This is a genomic window from Nocardia sp. NPDC102475, assembly GCF_055584605.1.
Genome location: NZ_JBVJLS010000040.1, coordinates 47,363 through 58,928 on the forward strand (window position 1 = coordinate 47,363; position 11,566 = coordinate 58,928).

An 11,566-nucleotide genomic window follows, 5' to 3' on the forward strand; every position below is an offset into this window, starting at 1 on the left:
TGCCACCTCGCCGTTCGCTGCGGGGACTTCAAATCCGCCCGAAATTCGGCGAGTTCTACAGGAACCCCGTAAGACAGAGTTTTACAAGAAGGCTGCGGAAACCCCGTTGGCGCACCACAGCGGCGCAAGCCGACATGGCCGCCTGACCGGCCACCGAGGCCAGCCCTCTACGTCTCCGGTCGCCTTGGCAAAGGTGACCGGGTGACACGGTTTGGGTCGATAACCAGGGCGGGAGCCATGGGGGTGATAGTGTCCACGCCTGTGCCGGTGTTCCACCATATGGTGGAATCGGCGGAAGCGGATGCGGGCCGGACACCGCGCCTGTACGCGAATGTCCGGCCCAAACCGGCCCTGCTAGCGGTCGAATGCCCTGACTAAGCCCCGATCGCGTGCAGATACCACAACGCCAGCTCGGTAGCTCCGGTTACCGGGCTGGTGCTGTCTCCTACCCAATAGGGCAGGAGAATCTCGATCAGTCCCAGTACCGACACCATGAGCGCAATCCACTGCTTGGCGCCGTCCCCGTTGTTGTCCGGGGGCTCCTCCTGGTCATCCATGTATTCGGATGCCCTCTCAATCGCGGCCGCCGGAGCTCGTCCGGCGACCTGTAGTGAACACCGGAACTCGTCCGGCGCCACGCCGTTCGCGGCGAGGTTCGAGGCCCGTGCCGAAGTCGGACGGGCGGCGATTGATCGGGCCGAACATCTGTCCGACCGGAGTGATGGTGACCGTACCTGATGCGCACCGACAAACCTGCGACACACGAGCCTCATGTCGGCGTGCCACAGGCGGATTCGGTGTGTCGTCGGCGCAATCTCAAAGCAGACCCGGGCAATTCAGGTCAGTCTGGGGCAGTCTGGATCAGACTTGAATTGGAGATCTGAATGGCGTTTTGCAGCGCCGGGTGATCTGCGCCACAAAATGACGAACTTGGGGAATTGGTAGATCTCCGACAGCTCGACAGGGCTTGAAATGCTGCCGGACGACCTGCTCAGTGATACGGGCTTTGCTGCCGTAGAACATCCCTGGCGACCGCAGTGGTTCGCTACTCGACATCAGGGTTGCTCCGGTCGGCCGGTGGCTGTGCGGGCGATGTCGTCGGCCTCAGCCAGGTAGCGGTACAGAGTGGCCCGGCTGACGCCGAACGCGGTGGCGACGGCCTCGGGGCGTTGCTCGGCGGCGAGGGCGGCCTTCGCGGCGGCGAGCTGGTCCGCGGTCAGCTTGCGGGGCCGTCCCGCCCGCACACCCTTGGCGGCGGCGACCTCACGGGCGTGAGCCGCCCTTTCCTGCATGAACACGCGCTCCATGTGCGCAAACAGTGCCAGCATCGCCACGGAGATCTCGGCCATGCCCGAGGTATCGCTGGTGTCGATCGGGATCGGGTCCTTGAGGGTTTTGATCCCGACGCCCTGCTCGCGCAGTTCGTGGACGATGTTGAGGCACTCGCGCAGGTTGCGGCCGTACCGGTCGAGGTTGGTGCCCACGATCCGATCACCGGAGCGCAGCACCTGCTGCAGACGACCCCATCCGGGGCGGGCCATGGTGGCGCCGGTTTTGCGGTCGGTGTAGATCCGCTCGTCGGGGATGCCGTACTCGTGTAGCGCGACGATCTGGCGTTCGAGGTCTTGGTGGGTGGTCGAGACCCGGGCGTACCCGAAATCCATCAGCGCAGCACCGCCCGCACGTCGACGGGTAGCTGATACAGCCCGAGCCGTCCCGGACCCGGCACCGGCGCGGGTAGCGCGACCGCATCGGTGAGCACCCAGTGGTAGACGCCGAGCCCTTGCTGGCCCCACGGTGCACAACATCCCGTTGCGGGGTGTACGTCTCTGAGTTGGGCCACACCGAGATATCCGGACGGGCACTGCGCCGAGGTCGTGAAGTCCGAGATGCCCAGCGCCGCAGCGAGGTCCGCTCCGTCGCGCTCCCAGCGGGCACCGGCATGGATCACCACCGCGCCGCGGTAGCGGGTTGTCCAGGTGCGGTTTTCGACGGTCTTGTGTCCCGCGACGATCAGGTTGGCCCATGGCCGGCGCACGCTGAGCGCCTTGGCGGGGGTCATCGTCATCGTTGCAGCGTGAAGGCTGTCGAGCAGGTCCTCATCGATCAGCTTCTCCGCATCCGGTGCCATGTCGTCTCCATTCACTCGGAATAAGTCTCATTATTTTATCCTGTGACAGTATTTTGAGACTGAATTTCGAGCATAGATTATGAGACTCCTTGACCTGCTGTTCCTCCCGTCGACCGCGCCCAGTGTGCACCTGTCTCGAAACCATGGTTACGAGACCGTCCTAGGGCCTCCGATTCGAAGGGCTCGGGGTCTCGGTAGTAATCGCCGAAGCAACGGATATGGCCGCGACCGAGGCGACAAGGTTGCGGCCACAACACCCGGATGTCCACACTGAGGGAGGCCCCCGCTGCACCGGCGGCGAGGGCCTCCCTCAGCTAGTAGGGCTCAAGCGTGATCGACAAAGACCCTCGGGTCCACCGGACGGTCAATCGAAATCCACGCCTCACGAGCATCACCTCCTTCCTGGGGAATCAGGTACCGGACGCAGGACGCGCAGCCCGGCCAAGGTCGTCGCGTCCTGCGTTCATCACAGCCCATCGCACCCCCTCCCCACAATCGACCTCGGGGTGACGTTTCAGCGGTATCCTCAGACCTGTTTTGGCGTAGGCCAACCATCTATTAAGGCGTATGCGACATACCGAATAAGCGGTTGACAGTACCCATTCGAGCCACCCAGAATTGGCGGCTGAACTGGTGATACAGCACTAGTCCTTGACCCCTATAGCACTTGACCCCGGACACCGGGAGTCCGCTCAAACGGGTCCGGCACTTTCGGAAAAGGGACGCAATGGGTACACGAACGGTCACTGCCGATCGCCGCCTGAAGGACGCGGTCAAGCGCTCGGGCAGGCGATTCACAGTGCAACTGCCAGGGCGGTTCGTGCGCAAAGTGGACCCCGATCAGACCCGGACCCCGCTGTCGGAGATGTTCGAGGGCGGCGAGGCCCCGATGAAGCTGTACCTCACCTTGGTGCTGCTCACCTGCGCAAAACCCCACGACCTGTACTACAGGGCCGCCGATCACTACTGGGCCGAGATGTTCGGATACGAGGATCCATACTCCGGCCCGGGCGCCGGTGCCGGAACCAAACGGATCAAACGCGCCATGGCCAAGCTCACCAACAGCGGGCCCACCCCGAACACGCCCTGGGTCGCTCGCATACGCGAACCCGGCAAGGGCTACAAGATCGCGGTCACCCACCTGCCGCGCGAGCGGGCCCCGTACATCACTGTGCCGCTGGAGTTCTGGTCCAACGGCTGGATCGCGGTGATCTCCGCGCGTGCGTTGTTCGTCTACCTGATCCTTCGCCTGGACCTGGCAGGCAAGGACAAGGATGTCCGCGCCTGCACCCACGTCGGCGGTTCCGAACGCCGCGATTACCTGATCAAGGACGACACCTGGCAGCGCGGGCTCAAGGAACTTGAGGAGCTGCGCCTGGTGCGCACCGAGATCGCCAAGGTCGTGCCGAACCACTGGAGCAACGAGCGCATCCCCCGCAAGGTCGTCTACCTGAACAACGAGTACCTCAAGACCAATAGCGCCCCGACTCAACACGTGGATCTGGAGAAGCAGTAAGGGGCGGCCGGTTCTCGCCACCTGACCAGCAACTACGGCATATCCACCCGAAATTCGGCCGATACTACGGCTACCCCTAGTCGGTCAGCCGCCGGTTTGACCCGCTTATCGGCGGCCAGAAATCGAACACGCGAGCGTCAAGAAATCTTGTCGAAACGTCAAGAAAACTGGTCGAGTCAAGTAAACTTGTCGCATGGGAATTCCGTACTTCAAGACCACCGACCTCGGCTACTTGCCCGCCGGCACCGACATCGCCGCCGTCCTGCGCGACGGTGACGAACGCGCCCTGCACGCGGCCTGGAACACCTTCCACCACATCCGGCACACGCACGAGACGCTGGCCAAACTCGACGCGGGCGAGATCACCCCCACCGATCCCGAGGTCGACGTCGCGGCGCACATGCGCGCCGAACTCGCCCAGCTCGCCGACGTCACCGCCCTGCAGGCCCTCGAAGCCAACCGGCGCCTGGTCGAGCTGCTCACCGGCCGCCGCTGGTCGGTGATGCAGTCCGCCCGCGAGGAGGGCGCGAGCTGGTCGACGATCGGCACCGCCCTGGACATGACCAAGCAGGGCGCGCTCGATTGGTACAAGCGCAAGATCGCGCTGCAGGAGAAGTACGTCGGCAAATGGCACGACGCGGAACGCGCCCGCGCCGTTGTCGCGGAGTAGGAAAGGACTGCTGAGCAGCCTTATTGGCCCTGGAATCCTACGGCTGTCAGGAAGTGCAAGGCACCGGCGTAACCAGTCGCTGTATCTCCGAGGCAAGGCCGCGCGACCTGCGGATCCAGGCTCTACGGCCCGGAGCTCCAGGCCCTCACGCGGTGGGTTGACGACCAAGGTGCACCTGGTCACCGATGGCCACGGACGTGGCCTGGCTATGCTGCTCCCGCCCGGCCAAGCCCACGATTCGCCGTTGCTGGTGGTGGTGGCGGCGGCTCGAGGGCGGCCCGCCGTGCCGCAATCCGCAGGTAGTGATCGCCGACATCGCCGACAAGGCGAATTCCTCGGCCGCCAACCGGGCCTTGTTGCTCGGTCCGCCGCCGCTCAAGTGCTTCAAGAAATCTTGTTCACGAACCTAATGATCAGTGACATAGAGCAGATTCGGAGAGATGATCAAGATAGACCGGTCTTGTCATATAGGAAATCCGCGCACACGAGTTTGCCCCAGGGGGGCGTCATGGTAGCTCAAGCGTTGTCACTTCCGGACACGATGGGATATGACTTCGGTGTCGGCATCGACCGTCTATCCGGAACCGTAATGAACCAAGCTGTCGAACCGACGCCGTCGCCGCCGATGCTGGCACAAGGCGTCAACTACTCGTACAACGTCTCAAGAATCACTTCGAGCACCGACTTGCAGAAGAGTCTCGGAATAGACGTCGAAGCGTCGTACGGCTGTGCCAGCTTCGGCGCCGGTATTTCTGCGCGATTCGGCTTCACTGCCGGACAGCATATTCACTCAGAAAATCTGTTCATGACTATCACCGCTACGGTCAAACAAGCGAATCAAAGCATCGATCACGCGATACTTACAAAACCCGCGCAGGAAGCGGCGGAACATAATCGTTCGGATGTCTTCACTGACCGGTACGGTGACCTATTTGCACGTGCTTGCTCAAATGGTGGTCTCTTTGTTGGTGTCCTACGCGTTGAAACCGCAAACGAGGACAGCGTCAAATCAATCGAATCTGCACTGAACGGATCGTACGGCGCTTTCGATGCCGATGGGTCAGTAAACTTCAAGGAAGCAGTACTGAATGCGCACGCGGCGGCATATTTCCAGGTATACGCAGAAGGTGGACCCGAAGTCCAAGTACAAAACCCAACGGACCCGATGGAGATGCTCTCCCACGCCAACAAATGGATGGCGGCGATGCGCGCAGATCCGGACCGCAATTCTAGACCGTACCAGTGGTACTTCTCCCCGTTGACAATTGCCGAAGGGCCCGAGCCTCCGAATCTAGTTGAGATTGAACACGGGCGAGACGTGCTGCTGCTCTGTGCTCGCGCTAGGACTCAGCTCCTCGATCGGATCAACAAGCTTGGGTGGATAACCGCCCATCAAGGCGATTACAACTGGCAAGACTCGGTAACCCCCGACGAAGTAATTAATCAGTTAAGTGCTGCGCAAGCCGACCTCGATCTCATCGCCGCCTGCGCAAGCAACGCAATGGAACATCCGGGCGAGGCACTCACGCCCAAAAGCTACGCAACTTCGAAGAGCACCACGTACCCGACGTCTAAAGAACCAAGCCCGCTACCGAAAGGCAAGCCAACTCCACTGGCCGCAAAGAAAAAAGACCCCCCGGAGCCCTTCGATTGGAAGTTAGCCCAAAGTTTGAAGGTAAGAGACGACACCTCGCTTTTTGACATCAATAAGCTAATAGGACTGAACAAGTAGAATATCGGACCGGTATTTGTGGTGGATCTGTAGACCAATCGAGCCCGACCTCAATCTCAGCCCTATCATCGGCTGAAAGGCATACCCCTTCCCCCGCACGCCACTCGGCGTCCCCGCGGGAACTCTGCAACGCTCACAGATTCGAGGTGAACTTGATGCCCACTACCCCGGAAGAATGGTACATGGCTGGCCTAATCTATGGCTGGCAAAGCAATTCAAATAAACATGAAGCGCCAGCACCCCTCAATGAGGAGTGCCTCTCTGAATACTTCAGAGGGGTAGACGATGGGTTTTCCGCACAATTCGAGTTCTCGGAACAGAATGGATACGAGCCGAGGGAACGCGATGCCGGCCCGTCAATCGGGCCGATCCCCGAGGGCGGTATTCCTCTAGAAGAATTTGAAGAAGGCACTCGCGAGATCCTTGAGAGTCTATTTCACGTACACATGCCCCACACAGAGCTTCCCGAGTTCGAAGAATGGTATCCACCCCGGCCGAACATCTCTATCCGTCCAATCGATTGAGCAGGAGGGCCTGAACGAGCCGCCTAAGTTGTGTCTCCTGATGACCTGACCTGAGCCATTCCACGATCGGGGGACAGCACGACTCCTGCGCGGTAGTCGATGGCCAACTTGTCATACCGTGTGGCCACCGCGCACCAGTGTCTGGCCTGATGAAGGCGTGTGCGATCACATTGCGGCGCTTGTAGGTCTCTCGGTCGAAGTCCGGCGCTCGGCCACCACGGTGACTCGACGTTTACGGTTGGCGGTCTGGTCAGATCGTTCGGGGATGACCAGTGCGATACGTTTGGGCTGCCACAAGGCCCGGTTGGCGGCCGAGGAATTCGCCTTGTCGGCGATGTCGGCGATCACTACCTGCGGATTGCGGCACGGCGGGCCGCCCTCGAGCCGCCGCCACCACCACCAGCAACGGCGAATCGTGGGCTTGGCCGGGCGGGAGCAGCATAGCCAGGCCACGTCCGTGGCCATCGGTGACCAGGTGCACCTTGGTCGTCAACCCACCGCGTGAGGGCCTGGAGCTCCGGGCCGTAGAGCCTGGATCCGCAGGTCGCGCGGCCTTGCCTCGGAGATACAGCGACTGGTTACGCCGGTGCCTTGCACTTCCTGACAGCCGTAGGATTCCAGGGCCTTATTGGGGTCAGGATCGCGGGTGCGAAACGGCCCAATCCTGTTGATAGTCGGGGTGGTCTCGCCAGATTTCCGCGATGGCGCGCAAGGTCTGGATGTGCTCGAGCCGCGACCGGTCGGCGGCCGGCGTCGCGCCGAACAGGTGGGTCAGCTCGCCCTCGTACTCGAGCACGGAGATGACCGCGGTCCGCAGTGCCGCGATGTACCGCTCACGCTCGGGATCTTGTTCGTCGTCGGCGAAGCGGGCGACGATGAACTGCTCGATCCTCGGCGGCTCGGAGACCATGGCGGATCCGCCTTCCGTTCGGTGTTCAGGAACGGTGGCGAAGCCCGCCGATAAGGCCTGTGCGGTCCAAATCTGCGAAATGCCACACCCAAGCCTCTACGGGGTCGTTGCTAGTTTCGCGGGCTCAGCTTGCCTTGGACATCGCCGCCGACGTCCTGTGCAGCAATGTCGATACCGATCCAATGGAGACACCCAACTCGTCAGCGATCTGCCGGTAACTGGCGCCACCGGCGCGCAGCTCGCGAGCCCGCTGCTGTTTGGCCCTCGCGCGAGCTTCGTAGTCGTCCCGCGGTTCCGCCACGATATTCCTGATCGATCGCTCGCTGACGCCGAGTTGCTCCGCCATCTCCCGTGCGGTCTTGGTGCGGCGCTTCCGGTGTTCGGCTGCCATCATTCCTCCAGTGCGGCGAGGACCGTCGCCCGGTCGATAGCACGCTTTTTATTCGTGGCGACGATCGCGGCTTGGCGCTTCTCGGTCATGATCTTCCCACGGATGGACTGCTTCTCCCGGAACCCCTCCTCGCTGAAATTGCGCCAGATCCAGCGGCTGATCGACGTTGATGTGGCAAGGACTTCCGAAAACGGCAGTGGGTAGCCGAACAGTTCGTTGACCTCATGGCGGCAGTAGTCGAGCACCAGGTGCTCCCAGTTACTTTGAGTGCCATTCCGGTGATGCCACCACATCGGGTACGCCCACTTACGGGCCGTATCGAACATGGTGACATTCCGACCAAGGCCCGACGCTCGCTCAGGCTTGCGCGGCATCTGCCGAGGAGTCGACGGCGTGACCAGGTCAGCCAAGTCATAGGCCTCAGCGGGCCCGTAAATGGTTTCCCACGCGTCATGGATCGGGTTCTTGGTCAATCTGCCCGCGTAGGCTGGATCGCCGTCAACCTCGATACGCAACCCGGCTTCGATGCGCTGAGCGAATCTAAGCGGCGCCAGGCGGGCCGAATCCGTACGGCACACAGGGGCTTTCAACCACCATCCGATGTGCCCGCGGCCGGAAGGCGATTGAGCTACCCAGTTCGGGTCAGGGTGCCCTTTTGGGCGCTCGAATGCACGAAGGGCGGTGTCCGGGTGGTCGACGTCGACCACTAGCGCACCGATCAACGCGTACGGGGAGTGTTCGATGTAGCGCATCTCGAGCGCATCTTCGCGAGACATTCGATACTGGCCGTCCCTCAGGCGGTTTGTCGCGTGTGGACGATGCGGCAGCAGGACGTCCATCGCCCATTGCCCGTCCGTCATCAGGGTCTGCCGAGGTGCCATGCGGACACCTAACCCCGAAGATCATGTTTGATGCAGTAGGCACGCCGAACCATTTCAGATATCCGGGGGTTCGGGGGCTTGCCCCCACGCTCCCGGATATCCGTAAAAGTCGGGGTCTGATGCACTAGGCAACCCGAACCATATAGAGAAAATATGTTGTTATGCGCATATTAGTACTATCGCATATATCCCTCGTAGGCTTGGAAAAGCGCAGACAACAAAGCCCACGTCCGTCCCTTACGTCCTCCAGAAGGGGCGGACGGATTGCCATGAGTCGATGCCTGCTGTGATCGATTCTGGGGGCGTGATTGCGTGAATGAGGTTCCAGGTCGCGAGCAGGCGGGGCAGGGCAAGGCGACGATCACGCGGGCCTGCCGGAAACAGTGCGTCGTGTACCCAGCGGTACGACTGGGCCAACTGACACAGCACTGTGTCGGTGCGCGACAACCACTTCCGGTCGTACTCGCGGCGGGCGTTGATGCGAAGGGTTTCTCGCCATATTGATGCCTTGTCGGCCCGACTGTGGCAATAGCTCAAATGACTCACGAACCACGTTGGCCGGCCGATCTGCGCCAGGCGATGACACAGATCGCCTTCTTCGTTGAACATGAACCACCGCTCATCGAGCCCGCCTACCGCATCGAATGCGTCTTTGGGGATGAGCAGGAAGGCTCCCATGACCCAGTCGACGACACGGTCGTTGATGTAGCCAGCGGGAGATCGCTGGAGCAGCTGCTTCTTTCGAGCCTTCTGCCACTCGAGCCGCGGCGATGGAAACTCATCCCAGGACCAGACGAGATCGCCGCTGAACGAGTTTTGTCGGATGCCAACGGCGCCGAAATCGCCGAGCCCTTGGACGTGCCGGAGGAGATCCGCGAGATCGCTACTCAACGCCGTATCCGGATTGAGAATCAGGACCATCTCGACAGGTCGGTCGATCGAACGGACCCCGTCATTGCATCCCGCGCCGAATCCGACGTTGTCGCCTGCCACTACCCGGGTCACGGCGGGGTGAGCTTTCGCAAGCTCAACGGTGTCGTCGGAAGAGTTGCAGTCCCGGACGACAACATGCGACCCAGGTGCGTGTTTTTTCACGGCATCGAGGCACTGAGAGAGTTCGTGCGCGTTGTTGTGCGTGACGATGACGATGCCGAGATCGTGCACAGTCGGAGACATTCCGCTCCTACGGGTTGATTGGTTTGCTGATCTTCCAGACGCTGTCGAACCACGTCTGCGCCTGCCGCACGAACTGCGACTTCATCGACTCGCCGTCGCCGGGGTCAGTGTCCATGTGGAAGAGCAGCGAGTTCTTACCCATCAAGTCCCAGATGACCTTCTGCTCGCCGCCGAGGGTCAACTGATGCTCTTCTATCGAGTAGAAGCCGAAGAACGCGTCGTCACCATTGACGATGTACACCTTGAACATCGGCGCAGCAGGGTAAGCCCGCACTTCGGCGGTCGAGGATTCGATAAGGCCGAGTTCCTGCAGCTCGTGCACCTCGTCAACGATGCCGAACGTGTGGCGGTGCATGATCCGGTTCGCGCGCTGGCGAAACGCTGGGCTGTCACTGAGGTCAGGTGCCTGCGCAGGCATCGTCCACGGAACGGCCGGATTGGGCACGAGGATACGAACGGCGATCGAGTCGGGCCGGTACCGCCCATCTCGGATCTGATCCAGCGGCTCGGTGATCGCATTATGGAGCGTCTCTCCCGAGAATCCGGCGAAGTCGATGGTCACCTGTTGTCTGCTGAAAGCGCGCTCGAGGTGAGGCCGCAGGCCGAGAGGTTTCTCGGGACGCTCCCGTACGAATGTGCCGGATCCGCGTCGCGAGACGACCAAGCCTTCGTTCCGTAGTTCGTTGACTGCCTGTTGCGCTGTCACCTTCGCGACGTTGTACCGCTCGGCCAGCTCCGGCCCTGATGGGATCTGGCTTCCTGGGGCGAGTTTCCCGGTGAGAATTGCCGCCCGCAGCAGGTCGGCCAGTTGTCGCCGTGGTGTCCGTGGGTCATCAGGGTCTATGCGGTCTATGGCGTTCATATACCCAGTTTAGTGCCCTAACTAGGCAATTCTCTGTGCCGCCTATGCAACTATTGATCTGCATATGCAACCTATGTCACACTGGAGTTGCATAGGCAACTTCGGAACATTCCGAAGATCAATACCAACGCAGGAGGTCAAGCAGATGCGGACAGGATCAGCGGTTTGGCTGGGGGTGATTACGTTCGCCGCGCTTGTGATCTGGCCGCAGCTGGTGTTGCCAGCCGTAGGTGTGGTGATGGCGCTGGCACTGGTGTTGTGGGCAACGCGTGGAGCGGTTCGTGGTCGGCGGTGGATTCGATGACCGCCGAGTTCGTTCGCACAGAGGCGGCTACGGCCCGTGCATTGGGGCGGATTTTCTCGTCACTGCCGACTCAGGTGCAGCTCGCGCTGCTGGCGGTCGGTGTGCTGATCGGGTTGGCCAGTTGCGGCGCGGCCTGGATTGATCAGCAGTCCTACACGCCGTCGCCGAATATCTGCCGTGCCGATGAGGCTGCGCGTACTGACTGCGTGCACGTGAATCGTGTTCCGGCGCAGACGGTTCCGACTCCGGCGGGCTGGCAGCGATGAGCGCCCCGGCTGATGACACGCAGCGTGTTGAGGGCGGCATCCCGGTTTACGACTGGCGTATGGCGCCGTCGCATTTGCGGACTCGTCGCCAGCTTGAGGCGCAGGGTTTGCGCCGCAATGGCCAGGACATCGCGGGCAAGATCCCGTTCCGCCGTTATGGCCGTGAGCAGGTAGCGCACCTGTACGACATCAATCTTGCCGCC

Annotated in this window: 15 protein-coding genes and 1 pseudogene; 7 read left to right on the plus strand and 9 right to left on the minus strand. The window is 61.6% G+C overall.

Going from position 1 to position 11,566, the window contains the following annotated elements:
- Positions 1 to 374 precede the first annotated feature (374 nt).
- The 3 genes from ACZ60G_RS41690 to ACZ60G_RS41700 form a co-directional block, all read right to left on the minus strand.
- Positions 375 to 557 carry a hypothetical protein gene (locus ACZ60G_RS41690; protein ID WP_465817601.1) on the minus strand — a complete coding sequence of 61 codons (183 nt, stop codon included), beginning with the start codon at positions 555 to 557 and terminating at the stop codon, positions 375 to 377.
- 498 nt (positions 558 to 1,055) lie between these two features.
- Positions 1,056 to 1,664: a recombinase family protein gene (locus tag ACZ60G_RS41695; protein WP_465817603.1), complete on the minus strand. Its 609-nt coding sequence runs from the start codon at positions 1,662 to 1,664 to the stop codon at positions 1,056 to 1,058.
- The gene (locus ACZ60G_RS41700; RefSeq protein ID WP_465817605.1) at positions 1,664 to 2,131 is read right to left on the minus strand and encodes an ASCH domain-containing protein; all 468 of its coding nucleotides are present in this window, start codon (positions 2,129 to 2,131) and stop codon (positions 1,664 to 1,666) included. Before ACZ60G_RS41700 ends, ACZ60G_RS41695 begins: the two co-directional genes overlap by 1 nt.
- A 727-nt stretch (positions 2,132 to 2,858) precedes the next feature.
- On the opposite strand from ACZ60G_RS41700, the gene ACZ60G_RS41705 reads away from it, so the two are divergent.
- The 5 genes and pseudogenes from ACZ60G_RS41705 to ACZ60G_RS41725 all read left to right on the plus strand — a co-directional run bounded on the left by ACZ60G_RS41705 (position 2,859) and on the right by ACZ60G_RS41725 (position 6,573).
- Positions 2,859 to 3,647, plus strand: a complete 789-nt coding sequence (locus ACZ60G_RS41705) for a hypothetical protein (protein WP_465817607.1) — start codon at positions 2,859 to 2,861, stop codon at positions 3,645 to 3,647.
- Positions 3,648 to 3,840: 193 nt separating this feature from the next.
- Positions 3,841 to 4,317, plus strand: a complete 477-nt coding sequence (locus ACZ60G_RS41710) for a hypothetical protein (protein ID WP_465817608.1) — start codon at positions 3,841 to 3,843, stop codon at positions 4,315 to 4,317.
- Between the two features lie 145 nt (positions 4,318 to 4,462).
- Positions 4,463 to 4,558: pseudogene (locus ACZ60G_RS41715) on the plus strand (IS5/IS1182 family transposase); the annotation flags it as partial.
- 267 nt (positions 4,559 to 4,825) lie between these two features.
- Positions 4,826 to 6,049 carry a hypothetical protein gene (locus ACZ60G_RS41720; protein WP_465817628.1) on the plus strand — a complete coding sequence of 408 codons (1,224 nt, stop codon included), beginning with the start codon at positions 4,826 to 4,828 and terminating at the stop codon, positions 6,047 to 6,049.
- Between the two features lie 155 nt (positions 6,050 to 6,204).
- Complete coding sequence (locus tag ACZ60G_RS41725; RefSeq protein WP_465817610.1) at positions 6,205 to 6,573, plus strand: hypothetical protein; 369 nt, start codon at positions 6,205 to 6,207, stop codon at positions 6,571 to 6,573.
- Between the two features lie 165 nt (positions 6,574 to 6,738).
- Here the strand turns inward: ACZ60G_RS41725 and ACZ60G_RS41730 are convergent, their stop codons facing one another.
- The 6 genes from ACZ60G_RS41730 to ACZ60G_RS41755 all read right to left on the minus strand — a co-directional run bounded on the left by ACZ60G_RS41730 (position 6,739) and on the right by ACZ60G_RS41755 (position 10,793).
- The gene (locus ACZ60G_RS41730) at positions 6,739 to 7,038 is read right to left on the minus strand and encodes a hypothetical protein (protein ID WP_465817612.1); all 300 of its coding nucleotides are present in this window, start codon (positions 7,036 to 7,038) and stop codon (positions 6,739 to 6,741) included.
- A gap of 169 nt (positions 7,039 to 7,207) precedes the next feature.
- Positions 7,208 to 7,483, minus strand: coding sequence for a hypothetical protein (locus ACZ60G_RS41735; protein WP_465817614.1), 276 nt, complete (start codon positions 7,481 to 7,483; stop codon positions 7,208 to 7,210).
- Between the two features lie 124 nt (positions 7,484 to 7,607).
- Positions 7,608 to 7,874 (minus strand): sigma factor-like helix-turn-helix DNA-binding protein, encoded by a 267-nt coding sequence (locus tag ACZ60G_RS41740; protein ID WP_465817615.1) that lies wholly within the window; start codon positions 7,872 to 7,874, stop codon positions 7,608 to 7,610.
- Positions 7,874 to 8,755: a replication initiation protein gene (locus ACZ60G_RS41745; RefSeq protein ID WP_465817619.1), complete on the minus strand. Its 882-nt coding sequence runs from the start codon at positions 8,753 to 8,755 to the stop codon at positions 7,874 to 7,876. Before ACZ60G_RS41745 ends, ACZ60G_RS41740 begins: the two co-directional genes overlap by 1 nt.
- 237 nt (positions 8,756 to 8,992) lie before the next feature.
- Complete coding sequence (locus tag ACZ60G_RS41750; RefSeq protein ID WP_465817621.1) at positions 8,993 to 9,931, minus strand: glycosyltransferase; 939 nt, start codon at positions 9,929 to 9,931, stop codon at positions 8,993 to 8,995.
- Positions 9,932 to 9,938: 7 nt separating this feature from the next.
- On the minus strand, positions 9,939 to 10,793 hold the full coding sequence (locus ACZ60G_RS41755) for a GntR family transcriptional regulator (protein ID WP_465817622.1): 855 nt from the start codon (positions 10,791 to 10,793) through the stop codon (positions 9,939 to 9,941).
- A 300-nt stretch (positions 10,794 to 11,093) separates the two neighbouring features.
- Between ACZ60G_RS41755 and ACZ60G_RS41760 the strand changes: the two genes are divergently transcribed.
- Entirely contained in the window at positions 11,094 to 11,363 is a 270-nt protein-coding gene (locus ACZ60G_RS41760) for a hypothetical protein (RefSeq protein WP_465817624.1), read from the plus strand.
- On the plus strand, positions 11,360 to 11,566 hold a 207-nt coding region (locus ACZ60G_RS41765; RefSeq protein ID WP_465817626.1), incomplete at its 3' end, for a hypothetical protein. The genes ACZ60G_RS41760 and ACZ60G_RS41765, both read left to right, overlap by 4 nt.

Excerpts from the sequence above, each read along its gene's own strand:
- ACZ60G_RS41710 (WP_465817608.1), top strand. The coding sequence starts at position 3,841 with ATGGGAATTCCGTACTTCAAGACCACCGACCTCGGCTACTTGCCCGCC.
- ACZ60G_RS41750 (WP_465817621.1), bottom strand. The coding sequence starts at position 9,931 with ATGTCTCCGACTGTGCACGATCTCGGCATCGTCATCGTCACGCACAAC.
- ACZ60G_RS41760 (WP_465817624.1), top strand. The coding sequence starts at position 11,094 with ATGACCGCCGAGTTCGTTCGCACAGAGGCGGCTACGGCCCGTGCATTG.
- ACZ60G_RS41740 (WP_465817615.1), bottom strand. The coding sequence starts at position 7,874 with ATGGCAGCCGAACACCGGAAGCGCCGCACCAAGACCGCACGGGAGATG.
- ACZ60G_RS41720 (WP_465817628.1), top strand. The coding sequence starts at position 4,826 with ATGGTAGCTCAAGCGTTGTCACTTCCGGACACGATGGGATATGACTTC.
- ACZ60G_RS41745 (WP_465817619.1), bottom strand. The coding sequence starts at position 8,755 with ATGGCACCTCGGCAGACCCTGATGACGGACGGGCAATGGGCGATGGAC.
- ACZ60G_RS41755 (WP_465817622.1), bottom strand. The coding sequence starts at position 10,793 with ATGAACGCCATAGACCGCATAGACCCTGATGACCCACGGACACCACGG.
- ACZ60G_RS41690 (WP_465817601.1), bottom strand. The coding sequence starts at position 557 with ATGGATGACCAGGAGGAGCCCCCGGACAACAACGGGGACGGCGCCAAG.
- ACZ60G_RS41700 (WP_465817605.1), bottom strand. The coding sequence starts at position 2,131 with ATGGCACCGGATGCGGAGAAGCTGATCGATGAGGACCTGCTCGACAGC.
- ACZ60G_RS41730 (WP_465817612.1), bottom strand. The coding sequence starts at position 7,038 with ATGGCCACGGACGTGGCCTGGCTATGCTGCTCCCGCCCGGCCAAGCCC.
- ACZ60G_RS41695 (WP_465817603.1), bottom strand. The coding sequence starts at position 1,664 with ATGGATTTCGGGTACGCCCGGGTCTCGACCACCCACCAAGACCTCGAA.
- ACZ60G_RS41725 (WP_465817610.1), top strand. The coding sequence starts at position 6,205 with ATGCCCACTACCCCGGAAGAATGGTACATGGCTGGCCTAATCTATGGC.
- ACZ60G_RS41705 (WP_465817607.1), top strand. The coding sequence starts at position 2,859 with ATGGGTACACGAACGGTCACTGCCGATCGCCGCCTGAAGGACGCGGTC.
- ACZ60G_RS41735 (WP_465817614.1), bottom strand. The coding sequence starts at position 7,483 with ATGGTCTCCGAGCCGCCGAGGATCGAGCAGTTCATCGTCGCCCGCTTC.